Annotated in this window: 13 protein-coding genes and 1 pseudogene; 11 read left to right on the forward strand and 3 right to left on the reverse strand. The window is 50.4% G+C overall.

Going from position 1 to position 14,850, the window contains the following annotated elements; genetic code table 11:
* A pseudogene (locus HP568_RS23415) lies at nt 1-441 on the forward strand (YjiH family protein); the annotation flags it as partial.
* Between the two features lie 59 nt (nt 442-500).
* Nucleotides 501-1,139, forward strand: coding sequence for a pyridoxamine 5'-phosphate oxidase family protein (locus HP568_RS23420; RefSeq protein ID WP_048034045.1), 639 nt, complete (start codon nt 501-503; stop codon nt 1,137-1,139).
* 55 nt (nt 1,140-1,194) lie between these two features.
* Here the strand turns inward: HP568_RS23420 and HP568_RS23425 are convergent, their stop codons facing one another.
* From HP568_RS23425 to HP568_RS23435, 3 genes are read right to left on the reverse strand one after another with little or no spacing between them, the layout of a single operon-like run.
* Nucleotides 1,195-2,622, reverse strand: coding sequence for an eCIS core domain-containing protein (locus HP568_RS23425; protein WP_173630377.1), 1,428 nt, complete (start codon nt 2,620-2,622; stop codon nt 1,195-1,197).
* 2 nt (nt 2,623-2,624) lie between these two features.
* On the reverse strand, nt 2,625-4,298 hold the full coding sequence (locus tag HP568_RS23430; protein ID WP_173630378.1) for an MORN repeat-containing protein: 1,674 nt from the start codon (nt 4,296-4,298) through the stop codon (nt 2,625-2,627).
* 18 nt (nt 4,299-4,316) lie between these two features.
* A complete protein-coding gene (locus tag HP568_RS23435; protein WP_007721356.1) occupies nt 4,317-4,703 on the reverse strand; it encodes a DUF4280 domain-containing protein in 387 nt (128 codons plus the stop codon).
* 170 nt (nt 4,704-4,873) lie between these two features.
* On the opposite strand from HP568_RS23435, the gene HP568_RS23440 reads away from it, so the two are divergent.
* The 9 genes from HP568_RS23440 (at nt 4,874) to HP568_RS23480 (ending at nt 14,831) form a co-directional block, all read left to right on the forward strand.
* Nucleotides 4,874-7,630, forward strand: coding sequence for an adenylate/guanylate cyclase domain-containing protein (locus HP568_RS23440; protein WP_173630379.1), 2,757 nt, complete (start codon nt 4,874-4,876; stop codon nt 7,628-7,630).
* 18 nt (nt 7,631-7,648) lie between these two features.
* Entirely contained in the window at nt 7,649-9,805 is a 2,157-nt protein-coding gene (locus HP568_RS23445) for an ATP-binding protein (protein WP_173630380.1), read from the forward strand.
* Between the two features lie 132 nt (nt 9,806-9,937).
* A complete protein-coding gene (locus tag HP568_RS23450; protein WP_375154944.1) occupies nt 9,938-10,492 on the forward strand; it encodes a Pvc16 family protein in 555 nt (184 codons plus the stop codon).
* Entirely contained in the window at nt 10,492-11,298 is an 807-nt protein-coding gene (locus HP568_RS23455; protein ID WP_048034040.1) for a hypothetical protein, read from the forward strand. Before HP568_RS23450 ends, HP568_RS23455 begins: the two co-directional genes overlap by 1 nt.
* Before the next feature lie 181 nt (nt 11,299-11,479).
* On the forward strand, nt 11,480-13,237 hold the full coding sequence (locus tag HP568_RS23460) for a phage tail sheath subtilisin-like domain-containing protein (RefSeq protein ID WP_048034039.1): 1,758 nt from the start codon (nt 11,480-11,482) through the stop codon (nt 13,235-13,237).
* Between the two features lie 40 nt (nt 13,238-13,277).
* Complete coding sequence (locus HP568_RS23465) at nt 13,278-13,709, forward strand: phage tail protein (RefSeq protein ID WP_007721341.1); 432 nt, start codon at nt 13,278-13,280, stop codon at nt 13,707-13,709.
* 86 nt (nt 13,710-13,795) lie between these two features.
* Entirely contained in the window at nt 13,796-14,173 is a 378-nt protein-coding gene (locus HP568_RS23470; RefSeq protein WP_007721338.1) for a hypothetical protein, read from the forward strand.
* Complete coding sequence (locus HP568_RS23475; protein ID WP_007721336.1) at nt 14,170-14,361, forward strand: DUF6760 family protein; 192 nt, start codon at nt 14,170-14,172, stop codon at nt 14,359-14,361. The genes HP568_RS23470 and HP568_RS23475 overlap by 4 nt, the downstream gene beginning before the upstream one ends.
* 5 nt (nt 14,362-14,366) lie before the next feature.
* Entirely contained in the window at nt 14,367-14,831 is a 465-nt protein-coding gene (locus HP568_RS23480) for a phage tail protein (protein ID WP_048034038.1), read from the forward strand.
* The last annotated feature ends 19 nt before the right edge of the window (nt 14,832-14,850 follow it).

Genomic DNA, 14,850 nt, shown 5'->3' on the forward strand with positions numbered 1-14,850 from the left:
CCGCTAACACGGAACATTTGGGAGAACTTGCGGGATGGCTTCATCATGACCATGAGTATTCTCCCGTCCATCATGTCGGTCGGTTTACTCGGGTTGGTGCTGGCCGAATTTACCCCTTTGTTTGACTGGCTTGGTTACTTGTTTTATCCGATTACATGGCTCTTGCAAATTCCAGAGCCGATGCTGGCTGCAAAAGCGTCAGCGATCGAAATTGCCGAGATGTTTTTGCCAGCTCTGCTTGTAGTGAAGGCACCGCTAGTCACCAAGTTTGTGATTGCGGTCGTTTCGGTTTCTTCCATTCTGTTCTTTTCAGCGACAATTCCTTGCATTTTGTCCACGGAGATTCCGATTAGTATTCCAAAGCTTCTGGTGATTTGGGTAGAGCGTACGATTCTAACCCTGCTGCTTGTGACCCCTCTAGCCTTCCTGCTTCTGCCATAAGCAAGAAAAGTGGTATGATGGTGGCAGGTTCGAACAAGCAGAGGAAAGAAGGGGTAGTCATGTCAGGATTCGGAATATTCCGTGACGTGGTCACGTCAGAGCAGCAACTGCGCGAAATGGTCGGAGAGCCAAGTCGTCTCGTACAGAACAAGGCGATAACCCAGCTAGATGACCATAGCCGCAATTATATTGCCCAATCGCCATTTCTCATCTTGGCCACAGCAGACAAAGATGGCCATTGCGATGCTTCGCCACGTGGAGATGCGCCTGGCTTTGTGCATGTCATCGATGATCACCATCTCGTCATCCCTGAGCGCCCGGGAAACAAGCGGATGGACTCCATCACGAACATTTTGGTCAACCCGCATATTGGGCTTATCTTTTTGATTCCTACGCTGGAAGAGACGTTCCGCGTGAACGGCAAGGCTTGCATTATTCGCGATGAAGAAATACTGGCGAAGATGGCGGTAAACGGAAAGGTGCCTACGCTTGGGATCGGCGTAAAGGTAGAGGAGTGCTTCGTCCACTGTGCGAAGGCATTTATGCGCTCCGGTCTATGGAAGCCGGAGTCATGGCCAGCAGAGGGGACGACTCCTAATGTGGCGCAAATGCTGGCGGACCATGTGAAGCTTCCCGGTGTGACGGCAAAAGAAGTGGCAGAGGGCTTGCAAGACAGCTATACGAAGCGGTTGTACTAATCATGTCAAAGAGAAAAGGCAGCCATCCATTCAGCGTGGCTGCCTTTTTGTCATGTTATTCGCGAACAGGATCATCAACCAGCCACCCTGCACCGATTTCACCCAAGTAGTAACACTCCAGCGAATACGCTTGCATATTCGAATAGCGGATGTGTTCAGGGATAATGAATGCGGGATTTACGCCACCAGTTCCACCTGTGGGTGTACCTTTGGTGATGCCGCGGAAAATGACCTTGATATTATAGTTCGGGAGATTGTACATGTTACTCAGTCTTTGAATAACTCTTTGCTTGAGATCGCCTAGCTCCTGAGCGGCTCTGTTTTCAGCGGTTGTGTAAGGCCAAGGGTTTTCAGGATGGTACTTTTGAATGACGATCACATATTCATCGAATTGATCCGTATCACGCCGTTTGTCCAATTGAACGATTGCTTCGTGAATGCGGGCGTTAATTTGTAAATCATCATGGGAGCTGATCGTCTTGATCTCCGTAGCAACGCGTTTATTCTTGTATAAATTGCTGGAATTATCCTCGTCCATCATGTGGACTCCCGCGTCGTCATCGCTGTCCTGCTTCTCCAAATAGGTGTAATCGATGTCAGGATCGTTATCCTTATATTGACCGAAATAGGGCGTGATCTCCTTTCCGAAAAGACGCTGTGCTTCTTCCAACTCTGTATAGTTCCCGCCTGTAACCGAGAAAATGTCGGAAATTTTGGAGTGCAGACTGTAGCTGTACCGCACTTTGTCAAAGTAAGACAAGTAGTTTGTCTGGTCAAAAAGTTCATTGATTGTTCCTTCATGCAAATCATTGGTTTTCGCCACATGTTTCTTCCACATTCTGCGTGCATCTAACAAGGCTTCGTCCCAAGTGCCTTGGATAATCGGGGATGATACAGAACGAGTAGCATCCGTACCTGTGCCATCTGTCATGGTACCTGTGGCTGCCAGTGACCCATAGCGATCAGCTTCAGCTTCGAGAGAGGGATCGTCATTGATGGGCAGGCTAGCATCCAGAACGTTCGCCTTTACCCGCCCTTGTCGTTGCTGGACCACATGTGTCAGCTCGTGACCGAGTAGCTGCTGACCGCTTTGCGTTTCCGGCTGATAGGTGCCGGGAGCGAAGTGAATGTCATTCCCTTGGGCGAAGGCAACAGCTCCGATTTGGGAGGCGACAGACGATTCTGGATGAATCTGTACCTCTGAAAAATCAGTGTGGAATGCCTGCTCCATTTTTGCTTGGACGGAATCGGGGAGTGAGCGACCGCTGTCGGAAGAGAGATTCTCCGATTTTTGCAAGGGAGTCCTTGATAACATGCGCTGCACCGCCTGATTACCAAGAGTCTTTTGCAGAGAAAGGATGTGGGAAGAGTGACTCGCCTTTCTTTGGACCTGGCTCGGTTGGAGCATGGGCTTGGAAACAGGTGCTTTCGGTTTTTCGTGAGTCGCATCCATAGACGGCTTGCTAGATTCATAGCGTCGCATTTTTACACCCCCTCTGCTTTTGTCACGTCCAATTGAACGGGTTCCTTTTGCTGTGCTTGATAGAAATAGAGATACAGATACGGGTCGACCAAATCGCTCATGATTGCTCCGGTACGATTCGTGTACGTGGTCGACGTCTTGGGCAAAATGGCAGATTTGCTGTCGAGCTCGTTCCGATCTTCTTTGACGATCGAGATGATCTGTGGGTGATAGACGTGGACGGCAGTGACAATCTGCTTGCTAGGGTGTCCTGGCGCTGGTTCAAGTGTAAAAGCCATGTTCATTTCACGATACCCAAGTTTTTGCGGCGATAAGGTGGTATCCTTCGCTGGTGGAACTTCGGGTGCTTTTTGATCGGCAGGAGGAGGGACAGCAACTTCGACTTCCTTCGGCGTGTCATCGTCGGGTTTGCCCATAATCTCTTCCAGCTTGCTTCTGGAGATGCCAATGAATCCTGGCAAATAAATACGACCTTCACGGAAGTACCCCTTGTACAGCGGCAAGCCTTCCTTGTCGTAGAGTACCCCGATGCCGTCGTAGGCACCTGCCCGAAATTGCCCTTGATACAACAGAGCGTCTTCGGCAGAACGAAGCTCTCCCGTTCCGTGATAATGCCCTTCTGCAAAACCGCCTTTATACAGCGTTACGCCACTTGCATCTCTCAGCTCGCCCTGCCCGTGATACACGCCCAGCAAAAAATCACCTTGATAGACGATGCTGCCACTGGTGGAGAATTTGGTTCCGGCTCCATTGAAGTGCCCATTTCGAAAATGACCTTCATACACGAGCTTGCCATCCCGATCAAAAAGACTCCCGGCCCCGTTGTATCTGCCGTCCAAAAATTGCCCTTTATATTGCACGAGCCCGTTTTCGTAGTAATCAGTACCTTCGCCGCCGTAGAAGCCATTGTCAAACAGTCCGTCATAAAGCAGCTTTCCATCCTTTGTAAAAAGTCGGCCAGCTCCGTTGTACACGCCGTTTTTAAAGGCCCCCTCGTATTTGCTTGCGCCGTTTGTGTACAATTCCTGACCGGCTCCATCCAGCTTCCCATTTTTGAATTCTCCCTGAAAAACGATTTGCTGGTTGTCGTTGTACAACGCCCCCTGACCAGTGTAAACGCCATTTTCAAATCCGCCTTGATAGACGAGAACGCCTTTCCGGTATCCTTTGCCTAAGCCTTGCGGAGTGCCACTTTTGAACTCGCCATTGTAAATGAGCTTCCCTTTGTCGTCATAGAGCTCGCCTTTTCCGTCATAGAGACCATCCACGAGCTGGCCAGAATAGATCATCGTGCCTTCCGGGTTGTAGATGATCGCCAGACCCGTGTCGGAAATTTGTTGATTGGGAGTTTTTAGATGAATGACGATAGGACGTTGCAAAAAGCGGTTAAGCGCATCGGGAGGATTGATGAACAGGAAGTAGGCCAGGACAAGGAGCAGTAGTCCTGTCAAAATGAGAAAGCGTTTGGCGATGTAAAAACGGCCGATATGCACGTAATCGTTGAGTGAAGTTTCTTTTTTGGTGAACAGTCCGGCAATGCCGTTCTTGATCCAATCGAGGGCTTGCTTGGGGAGGGCGGCTCCTTTTTTGATCCAATCCTGCACCCATTTTTTGAGCGGATTGGTGAGTGGTTCTACAATGGTTTGTTCCGTTAGCTTTTGGAGTTGTTTGTCCATATGTTTCCTCCCTATCTGTCAGGGAACCTGAATCGTCGCTTGTCCGGGGTTCGTGATCTGAATGACGCCACCCCAGCTACACATGAGCTTGGAGGTTTGATTGAGGGCGGGCATGTTGGCCACGAGAACAGTAGGGGAGCCAGGAACCCAAGGGGCGGCGGTGACAGGAACACAGGGGACCGGAGTGAAAACGCCCAGCTTCGCCGCTGTGGCTGCTGCGACCTGAGGGTTGGACATCGTATTGCACATCCCGAATGGAAGGACGTTTACCATTGGTTTATTGTCCATAATGTTTGCGATCGGCATACTGGTTGTGACGCGATTCACCGGGAGCACCATGAGTGAGCTGGGAGCAGCACCGAAGCTGCACTGTAGCATGGCTCCTCCGCAGACGAGTTGTCCCATGAAGCCAACTCCTTTTCATAAGTCATCTGGTAAGATATTGAAAATCAATCTGTATAGTAGTATAAATGTCAAATAGAGAAGATGTATAGCGAAATTTGTAATTTTTAGTATAATGTTGCTTGGTATCATTTTCGAAAATACGTTTTCGAGAGATGGGAGAACCGCAAACGATGGGAAATAACAAGAAGGTTTCCTGGTTGACCGGACTGCTGATTGTATTTGTTGGGATCGGCTTGCTGCTCGCTTGGAACATGGATAGGAGCGGGAAGCAGGACGAACCGTTTCAAGGGATCGACAGCATCGCGGTCAATCGTGAAAAGGATGTCGTCCTCATAACGGATGGACACCAAAAGCTGACTAGCCTGTACCCCGATCGGACGCTAAGGTATCAGCAAGTACTGGAGCAAAATCCAGAAGAGGGCTTGGAAAATTTCACAGAGGTAGCCATCGACGAAGAAGGATATGCATACGTGTTGATTACAAAGCTGGATAGCTTTGGCTTGCGGACCGTATCCGAGAGAATCGTGCGAATGGCGCCAGATGGAGAAATTGTACAAGTCGTGTATGAAGATGCATACGGAGCGAACAGCTCGTACAAGCGAATTGGCAAGGTACGCTCCCTGCAAGTCGAGAAAGATCGCCTTTATTTTTATGTTTATCAACATCCTGAAGTAATTGCCTATCAATTTGCACCCTCTGATTCATCCCCCACACAACTCTATCAAATCCAATTGCCTAATGAAGTATACGTCAATGAAATCACAGGAGTAGACCCACGGCATACCTATGTCACTACCAAGCGTGGAGAGTTTTTCCAGGTCGATGTTCCCCAAGGAAGCAGGGAAGCACAAGTAAAAGGTCCGCTCTACATTCACTCCGAACGCTCGGAAAAGAATCGTACCGTCCCCGATCATGTCAAAGTGGGGCCAGCAGGTCGTCTTCTTTTCTACAATTCTGATCAAAATGTCATTGAACGCTTCGATCCCGCACACCCAGATGAAATCGCCTTGATGGTGCCTTCCAAAACATTCGAGGAGATCAAGTCGAGCGATAGCAGTGCCTTAACGGCGTTTGCTGTAACTCCCCAATATGAGATCGTAGTCGCCACAGATAGTCAACTCGCCTTCCTGGATCAACAGGGAAATGTAATGACCAAGCTCACGTCCCCGTCTGTATCCGAAAAAGACCGCTTGAAGGAATGGACCTGGTGGGCAGGATTGGGTGTGGAAATTCTCCTGTTCTGTGTCATTCAGTTTCTGCTGTTTCGCCTCTTCCGGATTCCGTTGATTATCAAGCAAACGATTGTGATAGCCCCACTTATTGTTGTCCCTGTATTCCTTCAACTGGAGGGAACGAAGCTGACCTTCTCGTTTATGGAGCAGGAGAATCAAACCGATCTTCGTCTCCAAGCCTATGTTATTTCTACGCTGATCGAAGGGGACAAGCTGGATGGAATCAATGGAGCGATTGATTACATGAATGCGGACTATCAAGCCGTACAGGCCAACCTGAAAAAACTGGAGGTCCCAGATGATGTGAATGTGAACAGGGGGCTGTACAAAACGATTTATAAATACAAAGATGGCGAATTGTTTCTCATGATGGATGACAATGACAGCGCAGAAGTGTTTGAAAATGTGTCCATTGATGACGAGTTCCGCAGTGTGGTCATGAAACGGGAGATCGTCTCGGGTAAAGCCCAGGATCGGACAGGCTACTGGATGTACGCGATGGCCCCGATCTACAACTCCGCAGGCAAGCTATCGGGTGTGTTGGAGCTGGGCAGAGAAATGAACGGGGTCCGCATACAGCACAACGAAATGTCCCGTGAGCTCGGCCGTGGAGCTGCGCTGGTCTGGTCAATTTGTGCGAGTCTATTCTTCCTTTTCTCGTGGCTGACATACCGAAACATCCGCAATCTGCAAACGAACGTCTCTGATATGGGAAAAGGCGACTACAGTGTGGTGGCCAGGGTTCGCTCCATGGATGAAATTCAAAAGCTGGCAGAAAGCTTCAACCAAATGGCAAAGCGCATTCGTCAGTACATCTCGAATATTACGAGGATGAGCGAGGCGAACAATCGCTTTGTACCGCAGCAGTTTATCCATTTTCTTGGGAAGGAAAGCATACTCGACGTGGAGCTGGGTGATCAGGTGGAGCGGGAAATGGCCGTCATGCGCATGAGTCTTCAATCGTTTCAAGCCATCTCTCATCGTCTGCGACCAGAGACGACCTTCCGCGTCATCAATGCGTTTCTCAAGCGGTTTGCTCCGATTGTGAACGAAAATCAAGGGATGATTACCGAATATCTCGATCCCGGCGTGCTTGCTGTTTATCCAAAAGAGGCGAAAGACGCGCTGGATGCGGCCGTACAAATGCGCCGTACGTTAGCGGACTATAACGAGCAACGGGCGGAAAAAGGGTACGATCCGATTGAATTGCGGGTTGCTCTGCATCACGGTCCGCTCATGCTCGGAATTATAGGTGAGGCGACGCGTCTGGAGGCTGCGATCATATCGGATCACGTCCGCGTGGTGGAGAAAATGGAAAAGATGGCGGAAACGCTCGGGGCCTGCATCCTGATGTCCGATTCGCTGTTTGCCGAGATGGGAGAGAGCACGCCGTACCGATATCGTGATTTAGGCTGGGTACACATCGAGGGAGAGGCTCAGCCGATGCATTTGTACGACGTATACGAGGGGGATGCTGACCAGATTCGTGCGCACAAGGATGAGACGAAGGAATTGTTTGAGCAGGCGATTGCGATGTATCAAAATGGGAGGTTTCACGATGCGCGCTCCGCTTTTCTGTCCGTCATCAAGCAAAACCGCTGGGATCAGGCGGCGCGACAGTATTTCTACCTATGTGACGAATACGCCCAAAAAGGGGCCGAACGAGATTGGTCTGGCGAGTTGAAAATATCGTAGGAGCGGTGAAAAAGCGAAATGACGAGTCCCGAACCGAATCACAACCAGTGGAACTATTACGAAGAGATGCTTCAATGGCTGGATATTCATCTGATGCGCTTGCTGGCTGTACGAGCACAGCAGGGGGATGATTATCCGCTTGATCAAATGAGGGGGGTGATTGTCACAGAGGAAGAAGTCGTGCAATTGCTTGAGGCAGCCCCGCCAGCAACGCAGCTATGGGAGGCTTTCACAGAGCGGGTGGCAGCATGCGAGGAACGATTGGATGCCCTGCACATGCAAGAAGCGGGCAGCATACCGATTCTGGCAGTAGCAGACGCTTTTTCACTCAACCGCTTCGAGTTGGGATGTTTATTTCTTTGCCTGGCAGTCGAACTGGATCGGAAGTACGAAAAACTGTTTGGCTACCTCCTCGATGATATTACGTGCAAGTCACCTACTCCCGAATTGGCGATGCAGCTATTTTGCCGGACAGCCACCGAGAGAATAGAGGCCTGGACAGCGTTTGCGCAAAAAAGCAAGCTGGGCCGACTACTGCTTTTTACCGAGGGGGACATGGGGGGCAGCGGATCTTGGCTCTCTCGGCCGTTAAAGCTGGATGAACGTATGCTGCACTTTTTGACGACAAGAAATGGAGGTGATGCCAGTCTGCCGCCGTGGCTATCCTGGAGCTTGCCAGATCAAGAGCTGGAACCGTTGGTAGGAGAGAACGCGATTCATTTGCAGGAGCGTTTTGAAACATTGTGGGAAACGGCAGGAGCAGATTCAGAGCAGCTTCTCCTGCATTTGCATGGTCCAACTGGCGTTGGCAAAAGGCATCGAGTCAAGCATCTGTTTCATCGCGTCAGGCGACCAGTGCTGTTCGTCGATGCAGAGCGCTTGATCCGGGAGGAAGCTTTTTCACGAAGATTACAGCAGGTCTTGCGGGAGGTGCAGCTACGACGGGGTGTGCTGTGCTTGCACCAGTTCGAGGTTTTTCTGACAGAAGAGGTACAAACTGCTGGGCGCAAGCAACTGGTGATGGATGAACTCGAAAGCTTTTTAGGCCCGATTGCCATCGTGGCGAAAAGTCAATGGAAGCCGGAAAATGCTCTAGGGCAGCGGATTTGGCTGGAAATGGAGGTGGCTAATCCAGATGAAACGGAAAGGAGGCGATTATGGGAGACGGGCAGTGCAGGCATGAGCTTTTCTCAAGAGATTGACGTAGGTGTTTTGGCTGGAAAATTCAAGCTGAATGCCGGGCAAATCAACCAGGCGCTTCACAGAGCAAATGAGATGGCGATGCAGACGAAAGACAGGATCATTACGAAAACGCATCTCCACGAAGCTTGCTTCCTGCAAATGAGACATGCGCTAGAAAAGCATGCCACGCGTCTGAGACCCAAATACAACTGGGAAGATCTGATTTTGCCAGAGGAGCAACTGACTTTGTTGCGGAACGCCTGCAATCAGGTGACCTATCGAAATGTCGTTTTGGGAGAGTGGGGCTTTGGACGAAAGCTCTCTTATGGCAAGGGCGTCAGCATGTTGTTTGCAGGTCCTCCGGGTACGGGCAAGACGATGTCGGCGGAAGTCGTGGCGAACGAACTGGGTCTGGAGCTTTTTAAAATAGACCTGTCGCAAGTGATTAGCAAGTACATTGGGGAGACGGAAAAAAACCTCCACCACATCTTCTCGGAAGCGAGAATCGGCAATGCCATCCTCTTCTTCGATGAAGCCGATGCCCTCTTTGGCAAGCGCTCAGAAGTGAAAGATTCGCATGACAAATACGCGAATGTGGAAACGGCCTACTTGCTGCAAAAGATGGAGGAGTACGAGGGGGTCTCCATTTTGGCGACGAATCTCCTGCAAAATTTTGACGAGGCCTTCATGCGCAGAATCAACTACGTGGTGAAGTTTCCTTTTCCCGAACCGTTCTATCGCGAAGAAATATGGCGCAGCATATTCCCGGCCGATACGCCGCGAGCTGCTGACATCGATTTTGAGTTTCTCGCGTCGAAGCTGCACATTGCTGGGGGCGGGATCAAAAATGTGGTTCTCGCTGCCTCTTTCTTGGCTGCATCGGAAGGCACGCCTGTTTCCATGAGTCATTTGATTGCGGCTGCAAAGCAGGAGTTAAAAAAGACGGGTAAGCTGCTATTGAAAGAGGATTTGGGGGAGTATGCCAACGGGTAGTGCGTATCGAGGGGAATATATAATTTTACAAAAATAGATAAAAATTCATGTAAAACCATTAATTTCAATGTTATGATAGGGATATTCTGTCAAATAATGTCGAGGTGAACGGGGATCAGCCAGTACACCGCCATTGCTGAAGTAGGGGAGTCGCTGCTCGCTCTTTTGCGAAAAGAGATGACGCCGGAGCCGATTAGCCAACCGGAGTTGATTGGTCTAAGCTCGCCTGCTCAGTCAGGAGATTTAGCGTTAGCCTTGTTTTTATACGAAATCCGGGAAAGTCAGGAGAGGCAGCACATGATGATCAGTGAAGGTACTGATCAGCTGCGATATCCCCCAATGACGGTCAATCTATCCTACATATTGACCGCCCATTCCCCAGCAGAACAGCATACCCGCATGCTGGACGAGCATCGCATCCTCGGGCGTGCCATGCAGGTTCTCTACGACAACGCCATTTTGCGTGGCGATCAGCTTCAAGGCTCCCTTGCCAACATGGATACAGAGCTTCGTGTCGTCGTGGAGCAGCCTCCCGTTGATAAACTCATCCAACTCTTTCCACATGTTCCGTACAAGCTATCCATCGGCTACTCGGTAGGGCCGGTTCACATCGATTCAACCCGAGTTCGTTCAACGAAGCGTGTACTGGAACGAGATATTCGCATACGAGGGGAAGGTCATGGTTAATGGATCAGCATTTCCGGGTGCGTATTCGTTCCGTCTTCTCGTATGCCGTCCGTCTGGTGGACATGTATACAAGAGGAGCCCCTTTTCGATCGAGCTTGTCTGTTCGCTTGGCAAATCATCCACAAGTCCCCGTATGCAAAGGGGACGGATGGTATATCTTTTCTGACTTGCCTGATGGGATTTACACGCTCACCATAAGCAGCCGGGAGTATATCGATCGCTCCGTGTCCTTTTCCGTGATCACTGGGCGCACATCTTACACGGAGTCAGTCATCTACTTGCATCCGAGTCCAGCCTATCCATTTCGGGCAGGAGACTCCCTTATTCGAGGGAGAGCTTGTGTGGAGGATGGTTCCCCAGTTGGCGGTGCCTATGTGCAAGCTGTCATCTCTTATGAGCGAGATGCCCCGGTGAGATTGGCCGAGGACGCAGACAAAGAGGCTACGGAGCTAATCGTAGCCAGTAAAAAGGGTCAAGTCGATTTGGCTGACGCTTTTCTTCTCGAAACACCCACATGTAAAGGGACGATCATTCGTTTTGCAAGTCCCCCAAAAGGTCGGGTTTATCCCTTGACCGAACCTCTTTCTTTTGCCTACCCAAGAGGCACTGTCTTACTCCCACTGCTCGAAACGTATTGTGACGACAGAGGGGAATTCGTAGTTGCCCTTCCATTGTTTCTGGAAAAAACTCATGCTGGTATAAAAATTGAAGTGCGGCGGGAAGAAGCCGCTGGTTTTGCCGAGCTTTCCATTCAAGCCGGTACGACCCAATCCATAGGTATCATCCAATTGAACAGACCCAAATAGGGTGATCCGGCAGTTGTTTGGCTTTGGTCCATGACATCCTGCTGCCTGATTATAGAGCAAGACTCACGTATCAAAACGGCATTTTTATAAGTGGTAAAGCAAGTGATGAAATTATTCGGAGGGAGGGACTGATTGCAGGTTTCTGCTGCTGATACATGCGGAACTCTCCAATCAGGTTACGATGCCAGAGTACTTATCACCAGGGGTGTATGTCGAGGAATTTGATAGTGGCCCCGTTCCCATGGAGGGAGCGAGTACGAGCACGGCCGGCTTTATCGGGTTGGCGCAAAAAGGACCCGTTGCGGGATTGCCTGAGCTGATTACAGGTGTTAATGATTTCCGCAAATTGTTCGGTTCCTATTTGTCTGAGAATGCGTTTGGCGAATACCGCTATCTCGCCTATGCGGTGGATCACTTCTTTCTGAATGGAGGCTCTCGTTGCTATGTGATGCGGGTAGCGCCAGCAGATGCGAAGCCGGCTTCCAATGAAGGCAACAGCGAAGGGGCTGTCCTTCGGATTACTGCCAAAAATCCGGGGGCATGGGGAAATCAGATTCGCGTTCATTTGATTCCGTCGAGCAAGGCAAAAACGCAGATTTACGAGCAACTAGGCGAAGCTCCTAAGTACCGTGTGAAAAACAGTGCAGGCTTTCAACCAGGTGATGTCGTTTCTTTCTATGACGGTGAAACCAAACAGTACAGTGAAGTGGTTTCATCCCAAGACAATGTGATCGAGCTGTCAGTTGTGCTTACAGGAGACGTCATCGATAACAATCTGCTGCCGGTCAAAATTTTGTCCACATGCGAATTCACGGTGCAAGTTTTCTACAACGATGAGGCAGAAGAGTTCGACAAATGCTCGCTCAATGTTTCTGCTGCCAATCATGTCAGCAAGCTGTTGTCCAAGAGCAATATCGTAGAGGTCGAAGCGGGAGCTGCCCCAGCGAGCCCGGAAGTCATACCGCCTTTTACCGTCATTTCAGGGATGGCGGAAGAAACCCAATCCGAGGGCGGAAAGACGGAATTCGGTCTGTATCAAATCTCTTTGGCAGGGGGCAGTGACGGTTCTGTCGCCAATCTGTCAGCGGGCGAATACATGGGGGAGGATCATGGACCCGGCAAACGTACCGGAATCCAAGCCTTCATCGATAATGACGAAGTGAGCATTATGGCCATTCCTGGCGTGACAGACCCGAATGTGCAGCTCGCGCTTGTGGCTCATTGTGAAAACTTGAAAAGCCGCTTCGCCATCCTCGATATCCCACGCGACAAGAAAAAAGTAAGCGATGTGTTGACGCATCGCAATATTTTCGATACGCAATACGCAGCCATCTACAATCCTTGGCTCCAAGTGTTCGATCCGCTGGACAAGCGTAACATCTACATTCCGCCATCAGGCTCCATGGCTGGTATTTATGCGCGCTCGGACAATACCCGCGGCGTCCACAAGGCCCCGGCAAACGAGGTCGTGCGCGGCTGCACAGGACTGGATTGCCAGTACAATACGGGCGAGCAGGATATTTTGAATCCGAAGGGAGTCAACCTGATTCGCGCATTTACAGGTCAAGGAATTCGCGTCTGGGGTGCACGGACGATGTCATCCAATGGGCTATGGAAGTACATAAACGTGCGCCGTCTGTTCATTTTCCTCGAAGAATCGATCAAAAACGGGACAAACTGGGTGGTATTTGAACCAAATGACGAGAGGCTGTGGGCCCGCGTCCAACGCACGATCGATTCTTTCCTGACGCGTGTCTGGCGAGATGGCGCATTGATGGGCTCAAGCCCGCAGGAAGCCTTTTACATCCAAATCGGAAGAAGCACGATGACGCAGGATGATATCGACAATGGCAGATTGATCTGCGTGATTGGTGTAGCACCTGTCAAACCAGCAGAGTTCGTCATCTTCCGTATTACGCAAAAAACATCTGATCAGTAATAATTCACGAGGAAAAACAGTGTGAAGAAAGGGGTACAGTATGGCAGATCGCAAGGATCCATACCGCAAGTTTCGGTATCGGGTAGAGATGGACGGCATTCAGCAGGCAGGCTTCAGTGAGGTATCGGGCTTTGATGCGTCTGTGGACGTAGTCGAGTATCGCGAAGGCAATGAAGTGATTACACCGCGCAAGCTCCCGGGCTTGGCGAAGTACGGAAATATCACGCTGAAATGGGGCGTGACGGATTCGATGGATTTGTACAACTGGATGCAGGACACCATCCAGGGCAAGGTCGCACGAAAAACGGTAACGATCATTGCTATCAATGAGGCCGGGGATGATGTCGCTACATGGAAGGTCATTGAAGCATGGCCGACCAAATACACGGCTCCTGATTTTAACGGTACGTCCTCAGAGGTAGCGATTGAACAGTTGGAAATTGCCCACGAAGGAATGACACGTACGAAATAATAGAAGATCCCGACGCCAAAGAGTGGCAAGGAAAAGGCTTTTCTTTGTCACTCTTGCTGGCCTAGGGTGATGAGGAGGATGACACCATGGCATTTAAAACGGAATACGAATTTGAGCTCCCGCGCGGCTATGTGGATGAAGAAGGAAACCTGCACAAGCGGGGCGTCATGCGCTTGGCGACGGCTGCCGACGAAATTTTGCCGATGCGTGATCCGCGTGTCCAGCAAAATCCCGGCTACTTGACGATTATTTTGCTGACGAGAGTGATTACGAAGCTGGGAGATGTACGGGGAATTGACACAAGAGTGGTAGAACGGCTATTTACGGCGGATCTCGCGTATCTGCAAAACTTGTACCGACAGATCAATGAATTGGACAGCTCGATGTTCAAGACATCTTGCCCGAAATGCGAGCATGAATTTCAGGTAGACATGGCTTTTTCAGGGGCGCTGGAGGGAGTATGAGTGGATACCCCGTCGACAAGATCTATGAAGAAGCCGCCTTCATCGCCTACTATTTTCACTGGCCTCACGACGAGATCATGTCGATGGAACACAAGGAACGGCGCCGCTGGTGCGAGGAGATATCCGCGATCAATCGCAAGCAAAATGACGAACCCGAAAATGTTTTTGATGTGTTTAAGCGGAGGTGATTCAGGTGTTCGCCAATGAGAATCCGTATTACACCAACCTCCGATTTCGTGTGGACTTTCTTCCGTTTGGATTGGAGATGGATGGCATCTGGGTCGCTGGATTTAGTGAAGTGTCCGGTTTGGCCGTCGAAACAGAGCTGGAGGAGTACCAGGAGGGCGGCGTGAATCATTTCGTCCACAAGCTGCCGAAACGCAGCAAGTTTCCCAACCTGGTCTTCAAACGAGGATTTGTGAGATCAAACGAGCTGTGGCGATGGTATGAGGACTTCCACTTTGGCCCGCCAGAAAAGCGCAAGCGCAAGCAGGGGGCGATCATTCTTATGGACCCAAACGGAAATGACGTGGGGGCTTGGGCATTTGAAGGGGCGTATCCGGTTAAGTGGGTTGGACCGGAGTTCCGGGCCACGCATGGAGAAGTGGCCATTGAGACATTGGAAATCGTGCACCACGGCTTAAAAGCGTATTTTTAAGCCTTATCCCGTCTGCAAG

The organism is Brevibacillus sp. MS2.2, from assembly GCF_013284345.1.
GTDB lineage: Bacteria > Bacillota > Bacilli > Brevibacillales > Brevibacillaceae > Brevibacillus > Brevibacillus brevis_C.